This window comes from Subtercola boreus, from assembly GCF_003399645.1.
Taxonomy (GTDB): domain Bacteria; phylum Actinomycetota; class Actinomycetes; order Actinomycetales; family Microbacteriaceae; genus Subtercola; species Subtercola boreus_A.
Map to the genome: position 1 here is coordinate 17,967 of NZ_NBXD01000016.1, position 21,993 is coordinate 39,959.

At 67.6% G+C, this 21,993-nt stretch carries 19 protein-coding genes and 1 other RNA gene; 8 read left to right on the top strand and 12 right to left on the bottom strand.

Annotation, left to right across the window (positions count from 1 at the left end; genetic code table 11):
- Positions 1-35: 35 nt before the first annotated feature.
- Entirely contained in the window at positions 36-1,769 is a 1,734-nt protein-coding gene (locus tag B7R24_RS08380; protein ID WP_147304001.1) for a hypothetical protein, read from the bottom strand.
- A 28-nt stretch (positions 1,770-1,797) separates the two neighbouring features.
- Here B7R24_RS08380 and B7R24_RS08385 point away from each other — a divergent pair, with 28 nt between their 5' ends.
- Positions 1,798-2,520: a DUF4191 domain-containing protein gene (locus B7R24_RS08385; protein ID WP_116418527.1), complete on the top strand. Its 723-nt coding sequence runs from the start codon at positions 1,798-1,800 to the stop codon at positions 2,518-2,520.
- Positions 2,521-2,745: 225 nt separating this feature from the next.
- Entirely contained in the window at positions 2,746-4,920 is a 2,175-nt protein-coding gene (locus B7R24_RS08390) for a glutamine synthetase III family protein (protein ID WP_116418528.1), read from the top strand.
- On the opposite strand, the gene B7R24_RS08395 is transcribed toward B7R24_RS08390, so the two are convergent.
- Positions 4,917-5,342, bottom strand: a complete 426-nt coding sequence (locus B7R24_RS08395) for an RDD family protein (RefSeq protein ID WP_253259353.1) — start codon at positions 5,340-5,342, stop codon at positions 4,917-4,919. The genes B7R24_RS08390 and B7R24_RS08395 overlap by 4 nt on opposite strands.
- A 171-nt stretch (positions 5,343-5,513) precedes the next feature.
- Here B7R24_RS08395 and glnA (B7R24_RS08400) point away from each other — a divergent pair, with 171 nt between their 5' ends.
- The gene (glnA, locus tag B7R24_RS08400; RefSeq protein ID WP_116418530.1) at positions 5,514-6,938 is read left to right on the top strand and encodes a type I glutamate--ammonia ligase; all 1,425 of its coding nucleotides are present in this window, start codon (positions 5,514-5,516) and stop codon (positions 6,936-6,938) included.
- Between the two features lie 149 nt (positions 6,939-7,087).
- Positions 7,088-7,609: a LysM peptidoglycan-binding domain-containing protein gene (locus B7R24_RS08405; RefSeq protein ID WP_116418531.1), complete on the top strand. Its 522-nt coding sequence runs from the start codon at positions 7,088-7,090 to the stop codon at positions 7,607-7,609.
- A gap of 49 nt (positions 7,610-7,658) precedes the next feature.
- Here the strand turns inward: B7R24_RS08405 and B7R24_RS08410 are convergent, their stop codons facing one another.
- The 4 genes from B7R24_RS08410 to glnA (B7R24_RS08425) form a co-directional block, all read right to left on the bottom strand.
- Positions 7,659-7,862: a hypothetical protein gene (locus B7R24_RS08410; protein WP_116418532.1), complete on the bottom strand. Its 204-nt coding sequence runs from the start codon at positions 7,860-7,862 to the stop codon at positions 7,659-7,661.
- A gap of 127 nt (positions 7,863-7,989) precedes the next feature.
- Entirely contained in the window at positions 7,990-9,162 is a 1,173-nt protein-coding gene (locus B7R24_RS08415; RefSeq protein WP_116418533.1) for a heavy metal-binding domain-containing protein, read from the bottom strand.
- Positions 9,163-9,196: 34 nt separating this feature from the next.
- Positions 9,197-12,253, bottom strand: coding sequence for a bifunctional [glutamine synthetase] adenylyltransferase/[glutamine synthetase]-adenylyl-L-tyrosine phosphorylase (locus B7R24_RS08420; RefSeq protein WP_116418534.1), 3,057 nt, complete (start codon positions 12,251-12,253; stop codon positions 9,197-9,199).
- Between the two features lie 10 nt (positions 12,254-12,263).
- Positions 12,264-13,601, bottom strand: a complete 1,338-nt coding sequence (gene glnA, locus B7R24_RS08425; RefSeq protein ID WP_116418535.1) for a type I glutamate--ammonia ligase — start codon at positions 13,599-13,601, stop codon at positions 12,264-12,266.
- Positions 13,602-13,655: 54 nt separating this feature from the next.
- Here glnA (B7R24_RS08425) and B7R24_RS08430 point away from each other — a divergent pair, with 54 nt between their 5' ends.
- Together B7R24_RS08430 and panB are read left to right on the top strand one after the other, a co-directional pair.
- On the top strand, positions 13,656-15,404 hold the full coding sequence (locus tag B7R24_RS08430) for an NAD+ synthase (RefSeq protein WP_116418536.1): 1,749 nt from the start codon (positions 13,656-13,658) through the stop codon (positions 15,402-15,404).
- Positions 15,405-15,501: 97 nt separating this feature from the next.
- Positions 15,502-16,320 carry a 3-methyl-2-oxobutanoate hydroxymethyltransferase gene (gene panB / locus B7R24_RS08435; protein ID WP_116418537.1) on the top strand — a complete coding sequence of 273 codons (819 nt, stop codon included), beginning with the start codon at positions 15,502-15,504 and terminating at the stop codon, positions 16,318-16,320.
- 37 nt (positions 16,321-16,357) lie between these two features.
- On the opposite strand, the gene B7R24_RS08440 is transcribed toward panB, so the two are convergent.
- Entirely contained in the window at positions 16,358-16,543 is a 186-nt protein-coding gene (locus tag B7R24_RS08440; RefSeq protein WP_116418538.1) for an SPOR domain-containing protein, read from the bottom strand.
- A 36-nt stretch (positions 16,544-16,579) separates the two neighbouring features.
- On the opposite strand from B7R24_RS08440, the gene map reads away from it, so the two are divergent.
- Together map and ppgK are read left to right on the top strand one after the other, a co-directional pair.
- Positions 16,580-17,449 carry a type I methionyl aminopeptidase gene (map, locus tag B7R24_RS08445; RefSeq protein WP_116418539.1) on the top strand — a complete coding sequence of 290 codons (870 nt, stop codon included), beginning with the start codon at positions 16,580-16,582 and terminating at the stop codon, positions 17,447-17,449.
- 44 nt (positions 17,450-17,493) lie between these two features.
- The gene (ppgK, locus tag B7R24_RS08450; protein ID WP_116418540.1) at positions 17,494-18,321 is read left to right on the top strand and encodes a polyphosphate--glucose phosphotransferase; all 828 of its coding nucleotides are present in this window, start codon (positions 17,494-17,496) and stop codon (positions 18,319-18,321) included.
- 21 nt (positions 18,322-18,342) lie between these two features.
- On the opposite strand, the gene rnpB is transcribed toward ppgK, so the two are convergent.
- The 5 genes from rnpB to B7R24_RS08475 all read right to left on the bottom strand — a co-directional run bounded on the left by rnpB (position 18,343) and on the right by B7R24_RS08475 (position 21,977).
- An RNA gene (rnpB, locus tag B7R24_RS08455) (RNase P RNA component class A) lies at positions 18,343-18,746 on the bottom strand.
- A gap of 60 nt (positions 18,747-18,806) precedes the next feature.
- Positions 18,807-19,541, bottom strand: coding sequence for a zinc ribbon domain-containing protein (locus B7R24_RS08460; protein ID WP_116418541.1), 735 nt, complete (start codon positions 19,539-19,541; stop codon positions 18,807-18,809).
- 55 nt (positions 19,542-19,596) lie between these two features.
- Positions 19,597-20,427, bottom strand: coding sequence for a Nif3-like dinuclear metal center hexameric protein (locus B7R24_RS08465; RefSeq protein WP_116418542.1), 831 nt, complete (start codon positions 20,425-20,427; stop codon positions 19,597-19,599).
- A gap of 57 nt (positions 20,428-20,484) precedes the next feature.
- Positions 20,485-21,258 (bottom strand): hypothetical protein, encoded by a 774-nt coding sequence (locus tag B7R24_RS08470; RefSeq protein ID WP_253259354.1) that lies wholly within the window; start codon positions 21,256-21,258, stop codon positions 20,485-20,487.
- Positions 21,252-21,977 (bottom strand): SatD family protein, encoded by a 726-nt coding sequence (locus B7R24_RS08475; RefSeq protein ID WP_116418543.1) that lies wholly within the window; start codon positions 21,975-21,977, stop codon positions 21,252-21,254. The genes B7R24_RS08470 and B7R24_RS08475 overlap by 7 nt, the downstream gene beginning before the upstream one ends.
- Positions 21,978-21,993 lie beyond the last annotated feature (16 nt).

Genomic DNA, 21,993 nt, shown 5'->3' on the forward strand with positions numbered 1-21,993 from the left:
CAACGCTCGTCAGTGCGCCGGCGGTCGTAGCTCCCCTAAGCGGGAGTGAAGATCTCCCTGATGCGCCACCCGGCCTCGCCCTTTACCAGAAGGAGCGAGGCCGGTTCTCGTTCACCCGCGTGCTCCTCTCCGGCCGTACTCCCTGTCTCGGTGCCGGGTCCCGGCGAATCGGGGGGTAGAGCGGCGAAAGGCTGTGAGCCGGTGGGCGGCTGCGGTTCACCGGGCTCGCTCGCAGAAGTCTGTGCGTCGGGCGGCTGCGGGCTCGCGGCCTGCGCGGCAGCAGGCTCAGCCCTGAGGAGCGCACTCGCCCCGAGCGCCTGAACGAGTGTCAGCACCCGGCCCTCCAAACGGTCAGGAGCCTGCGATACCTGCTCCCCCGAGGCCCGCAGCAGCGCGGCGACAGCGGCCTCGTCGACGGTGCGAGCCGCCGACCCCGCCTGATCGACTCCTGCCAGGCACGGGATCGACCTGGTTCGGAAGCACTGTGCCCGCGCCGCCAGAAGCGCAGCGCCTGCCGCTACCGGATCAGTGCCGACACCTGCCGCCACGGTCGCCGCCGCACCGGGGCTCGACACCGTGGGTTTTGCGGCAGCCGCCCCAGGCGCCTCCGCCTCCGCCCCCGCCCCTGCCCCGGCCCCGGCCCCCGCTTGCGATGCCGCGCCAGCCCTCACCGTGGACGTCGGCGCGGTACCGGGAACGACAGGAGGAGCCGCAGGCGAGGGCCCGCCAGCCGCCTCACCCCGTGGCGGTACAGCGAGAAGCGATCCTGCGACCGCCACAGCGCACACCACCGCGGCGACGATCGCTGTGCGTGGTCGGAGGCCGCGACGCGCCCCACCGTGGCCGCCACGCTCGCGTTCCCTCCACCAGTCCCGTGCGAGCCCCGGCGCCGATTTCGCCACCTCGCGCACCCGCGACGACAGCGCACGCATCCGGGCCCGGGGCCGCGCCGCGTCGAGGTCTGCCCGCGCGCGTTCCTCCACCTCCGACCGGATTCCCGCCAGCACGGCAGAACCCTCCGCCGCCCAGTCATAGCGCTCCCCCGCCCCCGGCGGCCCGGCCCCCGGCAGCTTCCCCACCCCAAGCTCCCCCGCCCCCGGCGGCCCGGCCCCCGGCAGCTTCCCCACCCCAAGCGGCCCGGCCCCCGGCAGCACCACCGCCTCGGGCTCCGCCATCGCGAACAGCTGTTCCTCGGCTTCGCGGTAGAAGGGCTCCCGCCGCCCTCGTTGCAGCGCAGCCAGCTCCGCGACCAGGAAGACACCGCACCCCGGCACGGCAGGCTCGACGCGACCCAGCGTGAGCTGCGCCAACGAGACGAATTGGCGGGCATCGTCGAACACTGCCCGCCTGAACCGCGCCGAACCGCGCGACACCCCCGCGCCCTCCCCTGCGCCACCCCCCGCGCCAACCCCCGCGCCACCCCCCGCGCCCGCCCCTGCACCCCCCAGCTCGAACTCCTGCGCCCCCTCCCACCCGTCGAGCACGGCCCGCCCGACGGGATCGAAGAAGACCTCCGCGGCCGTGATGCGACCGTGGGTGCACCGCAGGTCGTGCAACTCCCGCAGGGCCTGCAGGATCGGCACGAGAATGGTCACCGCCTCGCCCGGGCGGAGGGATCGGCGAGCGAGCAGGGCGGCGAGGGTCAGGGAGTGCACGAGAACGATGGTGCTGCACAACCGAGGAGCCGCGCATCCGGAACCACCGATCTGTGGAGAGTTCGCCCACAGCGCCACAAGTGGAGGAGAGGATGCCCACAACGGAGCAGCCACCGTGCGGCCGACTCGGTACCATAGGGGTATGGCACGCAGTAAAGAGAAAGCTCCGAAGGCTCCCAAGAAGCCGAAGGAAGACGGTCGCATCAAGCAGATGTGGCAGGTCTTCCAGATGACCCGTCGCTACGACAAGAACATCGTTCTCCTGCTCGTGCTGAGCATCCTGGTTCCCGTGGCGATCGGCCTCGTTCTTGCTCTGCTGCTCAGCGACGGCAACGGGTTCGTCATCGCGATGTGGATCGTCGCCGGCGTTCTGGCGGGCGTTCTGATCGCCCTCGTCGTGCTCGGCCGGCGCGCCGAGGCGGCCGCCTACGGGCAGATCGCCGGGCAGCCCGGCGCGGTCGGGGCTGTTCTCCGCAGCTCGCTCAAGCGCAGCTGGCGCGGCAGCGAGATGCCGGTCGCCGTCAACGGCAAGACCCAGGATGCCGTCTACCGCGCCGTCGGCCGCGGAGGCGTCGTTCTCATCAGCGAGGGCCCCAAGTCGCGCACCACCCGCATGCTCGAAGACGAACGCCGCAAGGTGCTCCGCGTACTGCCCAATGTGCCGGTCACCTTCCTCTACGTCGGCCCCGACGACGACGCCGTGCCCCTCCACAAGGTGCCGGCCCGCCTCAACCGCATCAAGGCGAACCTCACCAAGCCCGAGGTCATGGCCGTCAGCAACCGCCTCACCTCGCTCAGCTCGGGAAACTTGCCCATCCCCAAGGGCGTCGACCCCATGAAGGCCCGTCCGCAGCGCGGCCGCTGACACCCCGTCCGCAGCGCGGCCAATGAAGGCCCGTCCGCAGCGCGGCCGCTGACCCCCCGCCCGCTTTGCGCAGAAGCACCCAAACGAAACGGTTTGGGTGCTTCTGCGCAAAATGGACGCTCCCCGTCACACCGCCGAAACATCCTCGCCACAGTCGCTTCGTAGATTTGCCCCATCGGATACCGCATCGGAGCGGAGGATTTCCGCGTTCTGAGGGGTTCGTCCATGAGCAACAAAGTCCGTCTGCAGGCCGTGCGCGACGTCGAGGCCTACGTGCCTCCCGAGGTCAGCTTCACCGACACTGAAGCACCCGGGCAGGTGTTCGGCGAGAATGTCTTCAACCAGGTCGTCATGCAGAAGCGGCTTCCGAAGTCGGTCTACAAGTCGGTCATCGCGACCATCGAGCACGGCGCGAAACTCGATCCCCTCGTCGCCGATGCCGTCGCGAGTGCCATGAAGGACTGGGCGCTGGAGAAGGGCGCCACCCACTACGCGCACGTCTTCTATCCGCTCACCGGGCTGACGGCCGAGAAGCACGACAGCTTCTTCGAGCCGGTCGGCGACGGAACCGCCCTCGCCGAGTTCGCCGGCAAGACCCTGACCCAGGGTGAGCCCGATGCTTCCAGCTTTCCGAACGGAGGCCTCCGCAACACCTTCGAGGCCCGCGGCTACACCGGCTGGGATGTGACGAGCCCCGCGTACGTGCTCGAGAACCCGAACGGCAATACGCTGTGCATCCCGACCGTCTTCGTGTCGATGACGGGCGAAGCCCTCGACCACAAGACTCCGCTGCTCCGCTCGCAGCAGGCGATGGGCGCGCACGCCGAGCGCATCCTGAGGCTCTTCGGCCACACCGACCCCGAGCACGTCGTCTCGTACTGCGGGCCCGAGCAGGAGTACTTCCTCGTCGACCGGCACTTCTTTCTCGCCCGCCCCGACCTGCTGAACGCGGGTCGCACGCTGTTCGGGTCGAAGCCGCCCAAGGGCCAGGAGTTCGACGATCACTATTTCGGCGCCATCCCCGAGCGGGTGCTCGGTTTCATGATGGACACCGAGCGTGAACTCTTCAAGCTCGGAATCCCGGCCAAGACCCGCCACAACGAGGTCGCACCCGGTCAGTTCGAGATCGCGCCCATGTTCGAGAAGGCCAACCTCGCGGCCGACCACCAGCAGCTGCTCATGACCACGTTCAAGTCGATCGCCAAGAAGCACGGCATGGAGTGCCTGTTCCACGAGAAGCCCTTCCAGGGCGTCAACGGATCGGGTAAGCACGTGAACTTCAGCCTCGGGAATTCCGAGGTCGGCAGCGTGTTCGTGCCCGGCGACACCCCCCACGAGAACGCGCAGTTCCTGGTGTTCTGCGCGGCTGTCATTCGCGCCGTGCACACCTACGCGGGGCTCCTCCGCGCATCCGTCGCCAGTGCGACCAACGATCACCGGCTGGGAGCGAACGAGGCTCCCCCGGCGATCATCTCGATCTTCCTCGGCGACCAGCTCGCCGACGTGTTCGAACAGATCGCGAAGGGCCCGGCCACGAGCTCCAAGGGCAAGGGCAAGATGGTGATCGGCGTCGACACGCTGCCGGTGCTGCCGACCGACCCGGGAGACCGCAACCGCACCAGCCCCTTCGCGTTCACGGGCAACCGCTTCGAGTTCCGCGCGCCGGGTTCGATGCAGACCGTCGCGGGCCCGATGACCACGATCAACACGATCATGGCCGACTCGCTCGACTACATCGCGACGAACCTCGAGGCCGCCGTGGCCGAAGGAACCGATTTCGACCAGGCCGTGCAGACCATCCTCACCGAAATCATCAACGAGCACGGCGCGGTCGTCTTCAACGGCGACGGCTACGCGGATGCCTGGCCCATCGAGGCTGAGAAGCGCGGCCTGGCGAACCTCAAGACCACCCTCGACGCGCTGCCCGAGCTCATCACCGAGCCGGCCATGGAACTGTTCGAGAAGTACCACGTCTTCAACCACCGCGAGATGCACAGCCGCTACGAGATCGGGCTCGAGCAGTACGCGCTCACGATCGGGGTCGAGGCGCGACTGACGCTCGAACTCGGAACGACGGCCGTTCTGCCGGCGGCCATCCGGCACCAGACCGAACTCGCGGTGAACGTCGGTGCGCTGAAGGCTGCGGGAGTGGAGGCCGACACGACCCTGCTCGAGGCGGTGTCGGCTCCTCTTGCCGATCTGCGGGCGGGTCTGGTGACACTCAAGAGCGCGCTCGAGGCCGAAGGCCACGATGACGCCCTTGCCGAGGCCGAGCATGCTCGAGAGGCGCTGCTTCCCGCGATGGCCTCGGTTCGCCAGGCGTCAGACACGCTCGAAGACCTGGTGGCCGATGACCTGTGGCCGCTGCCGACCTACCAGGAGATGCTGTTCATCCTCTAGCGACGCACCAACACCGTTCCCGCGAAGACATCGTGGAGCCCGCGCTGGTCTGAAACCCAGATCAGCGCGGGAATGGTCAGGATGAGCAGACCGGTACGGATGATGGGGCGCCACCAGCCCGCGTAGGTGCCGTCGACCTTCACCAGGCGAAGGCCCAGCAGGAGGTGACCGAATCCGCCGCCTGTGAACACCAGGAGCACGATCTGCTCGGCCACGAAGATGAGGGTCGCAGCCCACGGGTTGCCGAAGAAGAAAGCAGCGTAGACGACAAAACAGACCGCCCAGTCGATGAGGAGTGCGATCATCCGCCGCCCGGGTCGACCGACCGAACCGCGCCCCTCCTGCGGAAAACCGAGGCGTTCACCGGGCCAGTTGCTCGGAGCGGCTCCGGACCAGCGGGAGGGGGGCTTGGCATTCGACACGCGATGAGTCTAGGTGAGCCAGCTTGGCGTCACCTCCTGTAACGTGCCCGAAACAATTGCGACACGGCAGAGTAATGGCTTCGCTGTACCCTGACGGGAGCCGCGTCTGCGACTGGTAGTGCCAGCCCTTCAGAACCACCCATTCAGTACCAACCATTTGGAGTCTCTCAAATGTTCAGCGATTCTTCCGAGGTGCTCAAGTTCATCAAGGACACCGACGTCAAGTTCCTTGATATCCGCTTCACCGACCTTCCCGGCGTGCAGCAGCACTTCAACATTCCCGCATCGACTGTCGACGAGGACTTCTTCTCCGTCGGCCAGATGTTCGACGGCTCGTCCATCCGTGGGTTCGCGTCGATCCACGAGTCCGACATGCAGCTCATCCCCGACGTGTCGACCGCTTACATCGACCCCTTCCGTGTCGAGCGCACCCTGATCGTCATCTTCGACATCTACAACCCGCGGAACGGCGAGATCTACAGCCGCGACCCGCGCCAGGTCGCCAAGAAGGCCGAGAAGTACCTCGCCTCGACCGGCATCGCCGACACCGCGTTCTTCGCTCCCGAGGCCGAGTTCTACATCTTCGACGACGTGAGATACGAAGTGAAGCAGAACAAGAGCTTCTACTCGGTCGACTCCAGCGAGGGCGCATGGAACTCGGGCCGTGAAGAAGAGGGTGGCAACCTCGCCAACAAGACCCCCTTCAAGGGCGGCTACTTCCCCGTCAGCCCGGTCGACCAGCACGCAGACCTCCGCGACGACATCTCGCTGAAGCTCATCGACTCGGGGCTCATCCTCGAGCGTGCGCACCACGAGGTCGGCACCGCCGGCCAGGGCGAGATCAACTACCGTTTCGACACCATGGTGCACGCGGCAGACGACATCCTGAAGTTCAAGTACATCGTGAAGAACACGGCCACCCAGTGGGGCAAGACCGCGACCTTCATGCCGAAGCCGCTCTTCGGAGACAACGGGTCGGGCATGCACACGCACCAGTCGCTCTGGAACGACGGCTCTCCGCTGTTCTACGACGAGGCCGGTTACGGCGGGCTCAGCGACGTGGCGCGCTGGTACATCGGAGGCCTGCTGAAGCACGCTCCCGCGGTGCTCGCGTTCACGAACCCGACCGTCAACTCGTACCACCGCCTAGTGCCGGGTTTCGAGGCTCCCGTCAACCTGGTCTACTCGGCCGGCAACCGCTCGGCGTCCATCCGCATTCCGATCACCGGCACGAACCCGAAGGCGAAGCGTATCGAGTTCCGTGCTCCGGATGCCTCGGGCAACCCGTATCTCGCCTTCGCCGCGCAGCTCATGGCGGGCCTCGACGGCATCCAGAACCGCATCGAGCCGCACGAGCCGGTCGACAAGGACCTGTACGAGCTTCCGCCCGAGGAGGCGAAGAACATCCCCCAGGTTCCCGCGTCGCTCGGCGAGGCCCTCCTGGCCCTCGAGGCAGACAACGAGTTCCTGACCAAGGGAGGCGTCTTCACGCCCGACCTGATCGAGACCTGGATCGAATACAAGCGCGAGAACGAGATCAAGCCGATCGCGCAGCGCCCGCACCCGTTCGAGTTCGAGCTCTACTACGGCGTGTAGCCACGCCACAGAACCGCAGAACCGCAGCACCGCACAGGGGCCGCACTTCCTCCGGGGGTGCGGCCCCTGTGGCGTTGCGGTGCGGCCGCCGCGCCGTGTCGGCGCAAAGGAGGACTGCGCGGGGCAGGGAAGTGGGAAATACTGGAGGGGTGTCCCGTCCCTCACGACTCCTGCGCTCTGCGGCCGTCGGGGTGCTGGCGGTGGCGCTTCTCACGTCGTGTACGACACAGATGAAGCTCAGCGCCCCGGTCACAGTGACCGCGACGGTCACGGCCACGCCGACACCCACGCCGACCCCGACGCCCACTCCCACACCGACACCCACGCCGACGGTCGTAGAGACGCCGGAACCGCCGCCTCCGCCCCCGCCGCCGACTCCCCCGAACGCCGTGGGCGGCCAGACCGACGGCGGGAACACCCCCACGACACCGGTCGTCGGAGACACGGGGCCGCAGTCCTACGCGGTCGGGAAGGTCTCGCAGGTCAACGACTATGAGTTCCGGTACACGGTCGTTCGGGAAGACCAGGTGCTCGCCATAGCCTCCCGCTTCAACCTCCAGGTGATGGATGTCGTGCGCGTGAATTTTCCCTGCGCCGACCCGCTCAACGTTCAACCGGGCGACGTGCTCGACATCCGGTGGCCCCTCGAATCGGAGCAAGTCGGCTGCTGACGGCTCTGCAGAGCGCCGCCCGGATCAGCCCAGATCAGCCCAGTTCAGCTCAGGCCAGCACGGGGCACAGCATCACGGGCTTCAGCAGCTGCTGGCGCTCAGCCATGAATTCCTCCTCCGAGACCCGACCAGCGCGACGACGGCGACCGAGTTCCCCCAGGGCCGCATCGATCTCCGCGACCCTGGCCCGGCGTTCCGCGCGTTCGGCAGCTCGGCGTGAGCCGGCGGCAGCGGCGACGAGCAGGTGCTGCACGTGTCGATGAGATGTCAGAATTCTGTTCGCTTTCACAACGAAGTCATTCGGAGACCCCCGAATACCGGATTGCTTCGATGGCCGTCACAGGGCAAACGCTCAGGTCGGGCGGAACGTATACCGGGCGCTACTGCTGGTTCTGCGTGAGAGTGACCCCGTACGAGGCTTCGGCGCTGTTGAAGAAGGTGTCGCGGTCGCGCACGATCGCCTGCGGCGGCAGCTGCTCTGATCGGGTCGAGGCCGTCGATGACCGCCGAACGGCGGTGCCGATGGCCAGAAACTCGATCAGTCCGTTGCCGAGGTCGTACACGTAGGTCTTGATACCGACGACATCGTCGGCTCCGACCGCCGTCGCCTGCTGCTGCACTTTGGCGAGCGACTCCTCGCGGGCACCGTAGATGAGCTGGGTCAGCTCGCTGATCTCCCCCTTGACGAGGTTCTTGAACGCCGAGGTGATGCCACCGACGAAGCCGAGCGAGTAGACCGAGGTGCCCATCACCAGCTTCATCGGCGCGTAGCCGATGCGTGCCAGGCTCCACATCTCCTCAGCCGTGAGGTCGCTCGTCACGACGCCGATCGCCTCGAGTGCCGGGTCGGACATGTCGTGCCGAGAGGCGGTACCCACCATCAGCATCTCCTGCACGGCCGTTCCGCCGAAGGGCAGGATGTTCGTGGTGATACCCACGACCGCGTTGGCCCCCACCGACTGCGCCTCGCCCACGATGCGCTGCAGCGCGAGGTTGCGGGTACGGGAGAACAGGTCGCTGTACTCGGTGACCTCCCCCCGGGCGAGCTGCCGGAACGCCCCCGTGATTCCGCGGCCCACCCCGATCGAGTAGGCGACGTTGCCCATCACGAACGAGACCGGGGTGTAGCCCGCGTCGATCTGGCAGAACAGCTCCTGCCCGTCGCTCGATGTCGTGAACGCGACATCCGGAACGCCCTCCTTCTGGTGCACCGTCGATGCCACCGAGAGGAACTCGATGTTCTGGGCGTGGAAGATCAGTTCGGTCGTGACACTTGTCGCGCCGTGCCCCTGGCTCTGCTGCATCTCGGCGATGAGCCGCTGCATCGACAGGTGTCGCCCCTGGGTGATCATGTCGGTGATCGCGCTGACCTCACCGCCCACCATCCCCCTGAACCCCGCGCTCAGCGACCCGAGAAAGCCGCGGGAGAAGACGCTGTTGCCGACCAGCAGGTTGCCCGGGTGGTAACCGAGCAGGTCGACGCAAAACATCTCGTTGCCCGACAGGCCGCTCAGCACCGACTGCCGACGGGGAGGGGTCGTGGGATCGGTCATGGCGTTCCTTTCACAGAAGCGAGCGAACCTCAGCCTACAGCGAACCGTAGAAGTCGCGCTCGAAGACGGCACGCGCACGGCGTGTGACCGCCAGGTAGTCCTCCTCGAGCGCCGTGGCCGACCCCGGCGGATACTCCAGCAGGCGTGCCACGCCCTCGAGCTGGCGCCGGTCGGCGGGCAGCACGTCGCCCGTGCGGTTGGTCCAGAGCGTCATCGCCGACCGCGCCCGCGACGCGAAGATCCACGCGTCACGGAGCTTCGCGGCATCCCCCTCGTCGACATACCCTGCTGCGACTTCGGAATCGAGAGCATCGAGTGTGGAGGTGGTTCTGAATTCCGGATGCTCGGCCCCGTGCTCGAGCTGGAGCAGCTGCACGTACCACTCGACGTCGCTCAGCGACCCGCGCCCCAGCTTGAGGTGCCGTGCCGGGTCGGCGCCCTGCGGCAACCGCTCCTTCTCCACGCGCGCCTTGATGCGCTTCACCTCGCGCACCGCGTTCTCCCCGATGGACGCGGGGTAGCGAACCTCATCGGCCACCGCCTCGAAATCGAGCATCAGCGCCGCATCGCCGACGACGCCACGTGCTCGCAGCAGCGCCTGCGCCTCCCAGGTGAGCGACCAGCGCCGGTAGTAGGCACGGTAGCTGTCGAGTGAACGGACGACGATACCGTTCTTGCCCTCGGGGCGCAGGTCATTGTCGAGCTCGAGCGGCAACCGGTGGTCTTCGGTCAGCCGCACGAGCTCGTTGACGATGAACCGCGCCACCGACTGCGCGGTCTCCGGGTCGACCGAGACCGCACGGTAGACGTACATCACGTCGGTGTCCGAGCCGAACCCGATCTCGCGTCCGCCGTACCGGCCCATGCCGATGACCGCGAACTCGATGCCGTCACCCCGGGCCAGCGCCGCCGATCCACGGATCGCGTCGAGCGTTCCCTGCAGGAAGACGGTGGTGATGTCGGTGAGCCCGCGCGCGAGCTCCTGCACGGTGAGAAGACCCAGGATGGCGGCGCACGCGAGACGCAGCACTTCCCGCCGCCGCGCGGTTCGCAGGGCGGCGGCCACGGCATCCGGCGTGTCGTGGCGCGCGATGGTGGCGCTCGTCTCACCCCAGAGCACGGCGAACGGGCGGGGTCTGAGCTCGTGGTCGTTCTCGAGCCAGGCTGCGGCCTCAGGGATGCGTTCGAGAAGCTCGGCCGCGAAGCGCGAGCCCGAGAGCACCTGGGTGAGACGGGATGCAGCTCCTGAGGAGTCGCGGAGCATCCGAAGGAACCAGTACGTCTCGCCGAGCGTGTCACTCAGCCGCCGGAACGCGAGCAGCCCGTAGTCGGGGTCGGCGCCGTTCGCGAACCACTGCAGCATGACCGGCAGAAGGTGCCGCTGGATGGCGGCACGCCGCGAGACGCCCGCGGTCATCGCGCGGATGTGGCCGAGGGCGCCCTTCGGGTCGAGAAACCCGATCGCGGCCAGGCGGGCGACGGCCTGCTCGCTGGTGAGGCTGATCTCGTCGGGGCCGAGCGCCGCCACCGCGGCCAGCAGCGGTCGATAGAACAGTCGATGGTGCAGCGTTCGCACGCGCACCTTGATGGCGTTCCAGATCTCGAGCAGGGCGGGCGCGCTCGGCGCCAGCTCGGTCGCCCGGGCGAGCACGCGCTGCCCGAACTCGTCGCGCGGAACCAGGTGCGTGCGCCGCAGCGCCCGCAACTGCAGGCGGTGCTCCATCAGCCGCAGAACCCGGTAGTCCCGGGAGAACTCGTGCGCCTCGACCCGGCCGATGTAACCCTGGTTCGCGAGCGCGGCCAGCGCGGGCAGGGTTCCGGCCTGCCGCACGAGGGGATCGTTCTGGCCGTGAACGAGCTGCAGCAGCTGCACGGTGAACTCGATGTCGCGAAGCCCGCCGGGCCCGAGCTTGAGCTGATAGTCGACTTCGTCGACCGGAATGTGGTCGGTGACGCGCTGCCGCATCTTCTGCACCGACTCGACGAACCCCTCGCGCGACGCACTCGTCCACACCCGGGGAGCGACCGCGTCGGCGTACCGGCCGCCCAGGGCGAGGTCACCCGCCAGCGGCCGCGCCTTCAGCAGCGCCTGGAACTCCCAGCTCTTCGCCCAGCGTTCGTAATACGCGATGTGCGACTCGAGCGAACGCACCAGAGCGCCGGCCTTGCCCTCGGGTCGGAGGTTCGGGTCGACCTCCCAGAGCGCCGGCTCCCTCGTCGTCTCGGTGATGCCGTGCATGGTCAGCATCGCCAGTGCGGTGGCGATGTCGATCGCGCGGGCGGTGCTGAGGCCCGCCTCCTCGTCGCCCTCCCCCACGAAGATCACGTCGACGTCGCTGACGTAGTTCAGCTCGCGGGCGCCGGCCTTGCCCATGCCGATGATCGCGAGTCTCGTCGAAGCCACCTCCGCGCTGTCGAAGTACCAGCGGCTCGCACCGCGAGTGGATGCCCGGCGGCGCGCACACGCCAACGAGGCGTCGAGCGCGGCGGCGGCCAGGTCGGCGAGCGTGTGTGCGATCAGGTCGACACCGGCCACCGGATCGGCCTGTTCGAGGTCGAACGCGGTGACCTGCGCCAGCACCCGGCGGTACCGGACGCGCAAGCGCACCCAGTCGGCATCGCCGGCGGCCGCGGCCGCGAATCCGTCGACGGCCGCCACGGCGCCCAGCAGATCGTCCTGCAGCTCCTCGGCCGTCGGAAGACGCGAGATGCGCTCGGCGAGAGCCCCGAGCTCTTCGGGGTGGGCGAGAAAGAAGTCGGCCAGCCCGCTCGATGCACCGAAGACGCGAAGCAGCCGGGTGCGGGTCGGCTCCTCGGCGAGCAGGCCGCGCGTGGTCACGGGGAGCGTCGCGTGCGGCCTCTTGTCGACCGCCTCCCGCCCGGAGCCCGGCACCGGCTGGCGGAGCATCTTCACGAGGTACGACAGGGCCTGGTCGGGGTCGGCGGTCATTCGCAGCGAGGCGAGCAGATCATCCACCCCCACCGCACCGATCTCGCTCGCCACCCCCAGGTCACGGGTCGCCTCCTCCAACTCGGAGAAGCCGACCCTGGCCAATTCGGTGAGGCTCAGCGAGCCGGGTACGCGTGCCATCGGGAGCTCGTTACAGCATCTCCAGGTTGCTCTTCAACTCGAACGGCGTGACCTGGTCGCGGTACTCGGCCCATTCCCTGCGCTTGTTGAGCAGCACGTAGTTGAAGACGTGCTCGCCCAGTGTCTCGGCGACGAGTTCACTCTTCTCCATCTCACCGATCGCCTGGTCGAGGCTGGCCGGCAGCGAGTTGTAGCCCAGGGCACGGCGTTCGGTGTCGCTGAGGCTCCAGACGTTGTCTTCTGCTTCGGCCGGCAGCTCGTAGCCCTCCTCGATGCCCTTCAGCCCGGCCGCGAGCAGCAGGGAGTAGGCGAGGTAAGGGTTGGCCGCCGAATCGATCGCACGGTACTCGACCCGCGACGACTGGCCCTTGTTCGGCTTGTAGAGCGGAACGCGAACCAGCGCCGAGCGGTTGTTGTGGCCCCAGCACACGAAGCTCGGGGCCTCGTCGCCGCCCCAGAGGCGTTTGTACGAGTTGACGAACTGGTTGGTCACGGCAGTGATCTCGGGGGCGTGCTTCAGCAGCCCGGCGATGAACTGGCGGCCGATCTTCGACAGCTGGTACTCGGCACCCGCCTCGAAGAATGCGTTCGAATCGCCCTCGAAGAGCGACATGTGGGTGTGCATGCCCGACCCCGGGTGACCGGAGAGTGGTTTCGGCATGAACGTCGCATAGACACCCTGCTCGATCGCCACCTCCTTCACGACGGTGCGGAAGGTCATGATGTTGTCGGCCGTGGTGAGCGCATCGGCGTAGCGCAGGTCGATCTCGTTCTGGCCGGGGCCGGCTTCGTGGTGGCTGAACTCCACCGAGATGCCGAGGTCTTCGAGCATCCGCACCGAGCGGCGGCGAAAGTCGTGGGCCGTGCCGCCGGGAACGTTGTCGAAGTACCCGGCCTTGTCGACGGGCTCGGGGCCGTCTTCGCCGTATTGCGACGACTTCAGCAGGTAGAACTCGATCTCCGGATGCGTGTAGAACGAGAACCCCCGGTCGCCGGCCTTGGCGAGGGTGCGCTTCAGAACATTGCGGGGATCGGCCACCGCGGGCTGGCCATCAGGGGTGGTGATGTCGCAGAACATGCGGGCAGTGGGGTCGATCTCGCCGCGCCACGGCAGGATCTGGAAGGTGGTGGGGTCGGGATGCGCGAGCACGTCGGCCTCGAACGACCGCGTCAGGCCCTCGATGGCCGAGCCGTCGAAACCGAGCCCCTCGGCGAACGCGCCCTCGACCTCGGCGGGAGCGATGGCGACGGATTTGAGGGTGCCCACCACGTCGGTGAACCACAGCCGAACGAACTTGACCCCGCGTTCTTCAATGGTTCGAAGAACGAAGTCGCGCTGCTTATCCATCGACGGTTGTTACCTCTCTCCGGCACGTGTTCTGCCGCTATTAGGCTAGTGGCTATGCCGAGACTTCGCTTAGCACTGGCCCAGACCAACCCCGTCGTCGGTGATCTCGAAGGCAACTCCGCCGAGATCGTCGCTGCCGTTCGCCGTGCAAGAGATGCCGGTGCCGACCTGGTCGCCTTCGGCGAGATGGCGCTCTCGGGCTACCCGATCGAAGACCTCGCATCGAGGCCGTCGTTCCTCGGTGCCTGCCGTGCGCGGGCCGCCGGGCTGGCGACCGAGCTCGACGAGGCCGGTCTCGGTGACATCGTCGTCGTCGTCGGGCATCCCGATGGCCCGTTCGAACCGCGGGCGTTCACCACCACGAACGCGCCGACCGCCATCGCCCAGAACGTGGCCTCGATCATCCAGAACGGAGAGATCAAGGCGCGCTACGCCAAGCACCACCTGCCGAACTACTCGGTCTTCGACGAGTACCGCATCTTCATCGCCGGTGACGAGCTGCTGGTGCTGCGGATGCGCGGAATCGACGTCGCCCTCATCATCTGCGAAGACCTCTGGCGCGACGGCGGCCCGGTGAACCGGGTGGCCTCGGCCGACGCCGGCATGCTGCTCGTCATCAACGCCTCGCCCTACGAGCGCGACAAGAACGAGGTGCGCCTGCCGCTCGTCGTGCGACGCGCGGTCGAGAACGACACGATCGTCGCCTACGTGAACATCGTCGGCGGGCAGGATGATCTGCTCTTCGATGGCGACAGCGTCGTCGTCGACCGGCAGGGCTCGATCATCGCGCGGGCGCCGCAGTTCGTGCCCCACCTCCTCGTCACCGACATCGATGCCGAGGCCGCGACGCTGGACGATCTGCCCCCCGATGTCGCACGCGTCACCCTCGAGCTGCCGATGTCGGGCTCCCTCACCGACCAGACGGCGCTCACCGCCGACGTGGCCGTGGTACCCGACGAACTCGAGCAGGTCTGGAACGCCCTGGTGCTGGGGCTCGGCGACTACGTGCGCAAGAACGGCTTCCGCTCGGTGACGCTCGGGCTGTCGGGCGGTATCGATTCCGCTGTGTGCGCCTCGCTCGCGGCCGACGCGATCGGCGCCTCCTCGGTCTATGGCGTGTCGATGCCCAGCCGCTGGTCCTCCGATCACTCCCGTTCCGACGCCGACGACCTCGCCGAGCGCATCGGCGTCCACTACGAGACGCAGGCGATCGCCGACCTCGTGCAGCCGATCGAGACGCAGCTCGCGCTGGACGGAATCGCGGCCGAGAACTTGCAGGCGCGCATCCGGGGCATCATCCTGATGGGCCTGTCGAACCAGCACGGCCACCTTGTGCTCACGACCGGCAACAAGAGCGAGCTCGCGGTCGGCTACTCGACCATCTACGGCGACTCGGTGGGTGGTTTCGCGCCCCTGAAAGACGTGCCCAAGATGCTGGTCTGGGAGCTGGCGCGCTGGCGCAACGCTTTCGCAGCCCGGCGCGGTGAGACGCCGCCGATCCCCGAGAACTCCATCTCGAAGCCCCCGTCGGCGGAGTTGCGGCCCGACCAGACCGACCAGGACTCGCTGCCCGAGTACGAGATCCTCGACGCCCTGCTGGAGGACTACATCAACGGCGGCTTCGGGCGCAACGAGCTCGTCGAGCGCGGATTCGATGCCGAAACCGTCGACCGCATCATCTCGCTGGTCGACCACTCGGAGTGGAAACGCCGCCAGAGCGCGATCGGCACGAAGATCTCCCGCACGGCCTTCGGCCGCGACCGCCGCCTCCCCATCACCTACCGCCCCACCGCCGTCGATTGACTCTCTTCAGAAGTGAGACACCTGCGGACACCTGAGACCGGTGCGCGTGTCTCACGTGTCCGCAACTGTCTCACGTGCCTTCCGTAGACTGGGCTGCATGTCAGAGCAGCCTCCCCGCAAACGCGTTCGCACCCGGCACTTCCAGAACGCGAAGGAGAACGGCATCCCGATCGTCGGGCTGACGTCGTACGACCAGCTCTCCGCAGCGATCTTCGACGCCGCCGACATCGACTTCCTGCTGGTGGGCGACTCGGCGGGCAACAATGTCTTCGGCAACGAGACCACGCTCGCCGTGACCGTCGACCAGCTCATCCCCCTGACCCGAGCCGTCGCCGGCGCCGCCAAGCGCGCGCTCGTCGTGGCCGACATGCCGTTCGGTTCCTACGAGGGCGGCCCCGACGACGCTCTGCGCACGGCCGTGCGTTTCATGAAGGAGTCCAACGCCCACGCCGTCAAGCTCGAGGGCGGGGTGCGGAGCGCCGCGCAGATCCGGCGCATCGTCGACGCGGGCATTCCCGTGATGGGGCACATCGGGTTCACGCCGCAGAGCGAACACGGGCTCGGCGGACACATCATCCAGGGCCGCGGCTCAGGGGCTGAACAACTTCTCGACGACGCGCGCGCGGTCCAGGCCGCCGGTGCGTTCGCCGTCGTGCTCGAGATGGTGCCGAGCGACATCGCCGGCCGCATCACGAAGGAGCTGAGCATCCCGACCATCAGCGTCGGTGCCGGCCCGCACACCGACGGCCAGCTGCTCGTCTGGACCGACTTCGCCGGCTTCTCGCAGGGCCGAACCCCCCGCTTCGTGAAGCAGTACGCGAACCTCACGCAGGTGCTGACGGATGCCGTCACCGCCTTTCGTGACGACGTCGCCTCCGGCGCGTACCCGGCCCCCGAGCACGAGTACGAGGGCTGACCTGCGGCTCGTCGAGCCTGTGCAGCGCGACCCGGGGTCAGTCGTTGGCGGCGTCTTCTTCGGCCCACTTGGCGGAGTTGGCACGAAGCTTCTCGAGGGCGTGCTCGGCCTCGGCCCTGGTCTCGAACGGGCCGACGCGGTCGGGGGCCGGCGAGACATACCCGAGCTCGACGTCGCCGGTCGTGAGGTTGTACCAGTACTGCTTCGACGGGTCGCCGGACATGAGAGCTCCAAGGGGTCGTGAACTACGATCGATCCTATGCCCAAGGACTCAGCAGGCCACCTCACCCCGGGCCGGGTCTCTCCGCTCCGAACCGTTCCCGCAAGCATTCCCCGACCGGAATACGTCGGCCGCAGAGACCCGGATGAGGGCGGCGGCAGCGACGTCTACTCCGGCGAGGAACTGGCGAGCATCCGCGAGTCGTCACGCATCGCCGCCGAGGCTCTCGCCCACGTGGGCGGGCAGGTGCGCCCGGGTGTCACGACCGACGAGTTGGATGCTCTGGGTCACGCCTTTCTCATCGAGCACGGCGCCTACCCTTCCACTCTCGGCTATCGCGGCTACCCCAAATCGCTCTGCACGAGTGTCAACGAGGTCGTCTGCCACGGAATCCCCGACAGCACTGTTCTCGATGAGGGCGACATAGTGAACATCGACATCACGGCCTACCGGAACGGGATGCACGGCGACACGAATGCGACCTTCTTCGCAGGCGAGCCGAGCGAGGAGGTGCGCCTGCTCGTGGAGCGCACGCGCGAGGCCATGAACCGAGGCATCAGGGCGGTCGCACCGGGCCGACAGGTGAACGTGATCGGCCGGGCGATCGAATCGTACGCGAAGCGGTTCGGCTACGGCGTCGTGCGCGACTACACCGGGCACGGTGTCGGGCAGCAGTTCCACTCGGGGCTGGTCATTCCGCACTACGACGCCGCACCTCGCTTCGACGACGAGATCGAGGTGGGGATGGTGTTCACGATCGAACCGATGCTCACCCTCGGGGGCCAGGCGAACGAGCTGTGGAGCGACAACTGGACCGTCGTCACCCGGGACCGGTCTGTCAGCGCCCAGTTCGAGCACACGCTGGTGGTCACCGAGCGCGGTGCCGAGGTTCTGACCCTGCCAGAATAGAGTCACGCGCGCTTCAGCATGGAAGCGGGAAACGAGGATCCACGATGACTGGCAGCACAGACTCTTCGATTGCCATCGGCATCGACATCGGCGGCACGGGCATCAAGGGTGCCATCGTGAACACGGCGACCGGCGAACTGCTGAGCGACCGCATCAAGCTCGACACCCCCGAGGGTGGCAAGCCGAAAGACGTCGTCGCCACGGTCGAGACCCTCCTCTCCCAGCTGTCGGATGCTCCCGCCGGAGCTCCCATCGGTATCGACTTTCCCGCCGTGGTTCAGAACGGCAAGACCATGTCGGCTGCGAACGTGTCGAAGAAGTGGATCGGCCTCGAGGCCGAGAAGCTGTTCGAAGACGCTCTGCAGCGCGACATCACCTTCGTCAACGATGCGGATGCCGCAGGGTACGCCGAGGTGCGCTTCGGTGCGGCGAAAGGCAAGAACGGCCTCATCATCATGACGACGCTCGGCACGGGCATCGGCACGGCGATCATCTACAACGGTGTGCTGATTCCGAATGCCGAGCTCGGGCACCTGCAGATCGACGGCGGCGACTACGAGCACAAGGCGTCTTTCGCAGCCAAGGAGCGAGACGACCTCAACTGGACGCAGTGGGCCGCACGCCTGCAGACCTACTACGCCGAGCTCGAGAAGCTGCTCTGGCCCGACCTCATCATCGTCGGCGGTGGCGTGTCGAAGAGCCACGACGAGTTCCTGCCGAAGATCTCGATCAACACTCCCCTGGTGCCGGCGACCCTGCGAAACAACGCGGGCATCCTGGGCGCAGCCTCGCTGGCCCTCGAGCCGAAGGTGCTTCCGAACGCGAACCAGCTCGTCGGCGAACCGGGCGAGAGCGCCCACAGCCTGCGCTGAAGCACCCCGGTGGGGTGGGCGCGAAAGGGCCGGTCACTACGCCGGGTTCTGTCTGAGGCCCGCGTGCGAGCACGCGAACCCGTGGACGGCCATCTATCTACGACGTACGTTGCCGCACGCCTCCAGCGGTCTACCCGAAGACACGACGAGCAGCCGTATTGCCTTCTGTCTGACCTTGCTCCGGGCGAGGTTTACCGAGCCAGCCATGTCACCATGGCAGCTGGTGGTCTCTTACACCACCGTTTCACCCTTACCCCGGCCACCCGGAGGCGGCCGTGGCGGTCTGTTCTCTGTGGCACTGTTCTCTCGGGTTGCCCCGGGTGGGTGTTACCCACCGCCCTGCTCTGGTGGAGCCCGGACGTTCCTCGGCGACTGTCGCACCCGCGAACGGATGATCGAGCCGACGCGACCGTCTTGCCGACCCTTTCGCGTGACCCAGTCTAGCGAGGATCGCCCGCACGGCCCGACCCCTGGGGCCAGACAGCTCAGAGGCCGGACTCCTCCGTGCGCACCAGGATGCAGCTGCTGTCGGGGTCGAGCACCACGTCGTCGGGCGCCGCGAGCCTGATCTTCGCCAGGTCGCTCTCATGCAGCTTCACATTGCTGCCCATGGACACTCCGCGCGTGAGCAGTGCCGCGCCGATGCCGTAGCGCTGCCGTTGGCGATCGTAGAGCGCCAGGAGTTCATCGCCGATGCCGCCCGCGATGAGGTCGCGGTTCAGCTGAACGCCCTTGCGCTCAGCATCCAGTGTCACGAGGGAGGCGTCGCGGCTGGTTCGGAGGGCATCCTGTTCGGCGGTCAGCTCGCCCATCTCCTCCGTCACGACCGCCAGCCGGGAGTTGATCTCGTCGATGCGCTCCATCACTGCGAGCTCGATGTCTTCGAGGTCGCTCTGACGCTTCGTGAGCGACGTGATCTCGTGCTCGAGACCCTGGATGTCTTTCGTCGACGTGCTGGTCTGCAGCCGTGCGCGATCGCGCTCCATGCGGGTCGTCACCACGTGCACGTCGGACTCGACGCGGGAGATCTCTAGCTCGGCGTCTTCGAGTTCACCCCGCACTGAGGCGAGCCGGTGCGACACCGTACCGATCTGCGTCTGGAGTTCGGCCAGCCGCTTCAGCTCGGGGAGGGTCTTCGCCTGATGGCCGAGCTGCGCGAGGCGGGTGTCGGCGGCCTGCAGGTCGAGCAGCGACCGTTGCTCTGAAGCGGGTGCTTTCATTTCGAAGATCCTTCGGTTCTGTATGGAGTTCGGGAGGCGGTTCAGGATGTCGCGGTCACTGTGTCACGACGAAGTCCCACGGGTCGGTGCGCAGCTCGCTCACGGTCACGGTGACCCCTGGCAACGCCGCCCGCAGTTGTTCGGCGGCGACGTCGAGCCACAGCCACTCGCTCGCCCAGTGTGACACGTCGACGAGCGCCGGACCGCGACCGAGAGCCCCCTGCTCCTTCGCTTCCGACGCGGGATGGTGCCGCAGGTCGGAGGTGATGTAGACGTCGGCGCCCCGTACGCCCGGTTCCCCGAGCAGCGAGTCGCCGGCTCCCCCGCAGAGGGCGACCCGCGAGACCAGCCGTTCGTAGTGCCCTGCGACCCGGATTCCGGTGGCCGTGGCCGGCAGCAGTTCGGCGAGCTGCAGGGCGAGGCGACCGAGCGTGATCGGTTCGACGAGGGTGCCGACCCGGCCGATTCCGGTACCGACCACCGCCGACCGGCCGCGCGCGGCGACGAGGGGAACGGCATCCTGAAGCCCGAGCCGCGAGGCGATGACGGCGCAGACGCCGTTCTCGACGATGTCGGCATTGGTGTGGGCCGCGACGAGGGCGCAGCCGCCACGGATGAGACGCGCGAGCAGCGCGCCCTTGTAGGTGCTCTCGGCGACGGTGGTCACTCCGCGGAGGAGGAGAGGGTGGTGCACGAGCAGCAGGTCGGCCGACAGGTCGAGCGCTTCGTCGACGGTCTCTGCCACGGCATCGACGGCGAGATGGATGCTCGTGATCTCGGCGTCGGGCGACCCGCTGACCAGGCCGGGGGCGTCCCACTCCTCGGCATTCTCCAGAGGCCAGAGCTGCTCGATGACGGTATTGACCGTTCGGAGGGTGGAAGTCACACTGTCAACTCTACTGGCGACCCGTACTATAAGCTCTCAGCTTCTATGACGGGAATATCAGCTCCGGGCTGATATCGCGAGGAGCACGATCGCTCCCCCGGCGACGGCCCAGCTGACCAGACTACCCACGAGGAAGTACTCGGCTTTGGTGCCCGAGAGACCATCTCCTGAGCCGGCGTCGTTCGCGATCTCGGGAAAGCGCACAATTCCCTTCGCTGCCACGAGTGCGGCGACGATCGGGTAGTACCCCGCCAACACCATGCCCACGATGAGCAACCGCTCGAGCGGCCCGATGAGGCGGCCGCCCTTCAGATCGGCGTGGGTGCGGCCTCCGTCGACTGTCGGTCGGCCCGCGCTACCGCCGGCGCCGACCCGCAGGGTGGTGCGTACCAGGATGTTTGCGCTCTCGCAGAGAAAGAGCAGCACTCCGAAGCCCAGGGCCAGTGCCGCAAGCGGAACCTCCCGCAGTACGGCCGACGGCGCGTCTGCGTGGCCGTCGACGAGAAACCCCTGTGCCGTGACGGCGGTGCGATCGACGAGGAGGAGCAGGATGAGCACGGCGACGAGACCCACGACGGCGCCCCGGCCGCCCAGCCCCGACCGATGCTCGGCCGAGGTGGTGAACGCGAGCCAGCCGCCCGCGGCGAGCAGTGCCATCAGGGCGAACACGACAGGTACCCCGAGTCCGGTGACAGCGATTGTCGCCAGTGCGAGCCAGATCACCGCGACAGCGGCCGCCGCAGCCGCCGTCGCGGTGCGGCCCCGGCCGAGCGCCCGGTTGCGGCAGAGGTCGGCGAGACCGATCGCGGCGAGGAGGAGAGCGGTCAGCACGGTGCCTCCGCATCCCGCAAACCCGCATCCCGCACACCCGCATCCCGAAGGTCCGCATCCCGAAGCTCCGCATCCCGCAGCGACTGGATGCCCGCCTGCAGGGCGGTCACGCCCGAACGCCGGATCGACTGCGACACCGCCGACTGCGAGATCTGCTCAGCCTTGGCCATACTGGCCTGCGAACGACCGAGCCAGGTGCCGAGCGCGAGGCGCCTCTCGCGCCCGCTCATCTGGCTGACGACGTGGTCGCGGCTGAGCAGGTAGGCGTTCACTGACGCCTCGAGCACTGCCGTGCCGGCGGCCGTGCCGGGCTCGGCGTCACGGAACCAGCTCCGGAGGGAGGGCACCCGGGTGTCGGCACGCTGGTGTGCCTCGTCGATCGCCTCGCGGGCCGACCACCACCCCGGTCCGTCCTGGATGATACCCGTCAGCCCGGTGCCCACTGAGCGGATCTCGCCGCGACCGATGCCGAAACGGCAGTCGACGGGTTCAGGCATCGAGAGCCTCGCGACCAGCGTCGCCTCGAGCGCGTCGGCCACCGTCGCGTACACCGCCTGGAATTCGTCGCCCACGGTCGCGGCCAGCGGCTCGACGGGCCGCGTTCGGTCGTTCACTGCGTTCAGTGCCTCCTCGATGCGTACCTGCATCGAACTCCGCTCGGGAATGGCGCGGGAGTCGACGAGATCGAGAATCACCGCAACTGGTACTCGTTTCACCATGACTTAACCATACTGC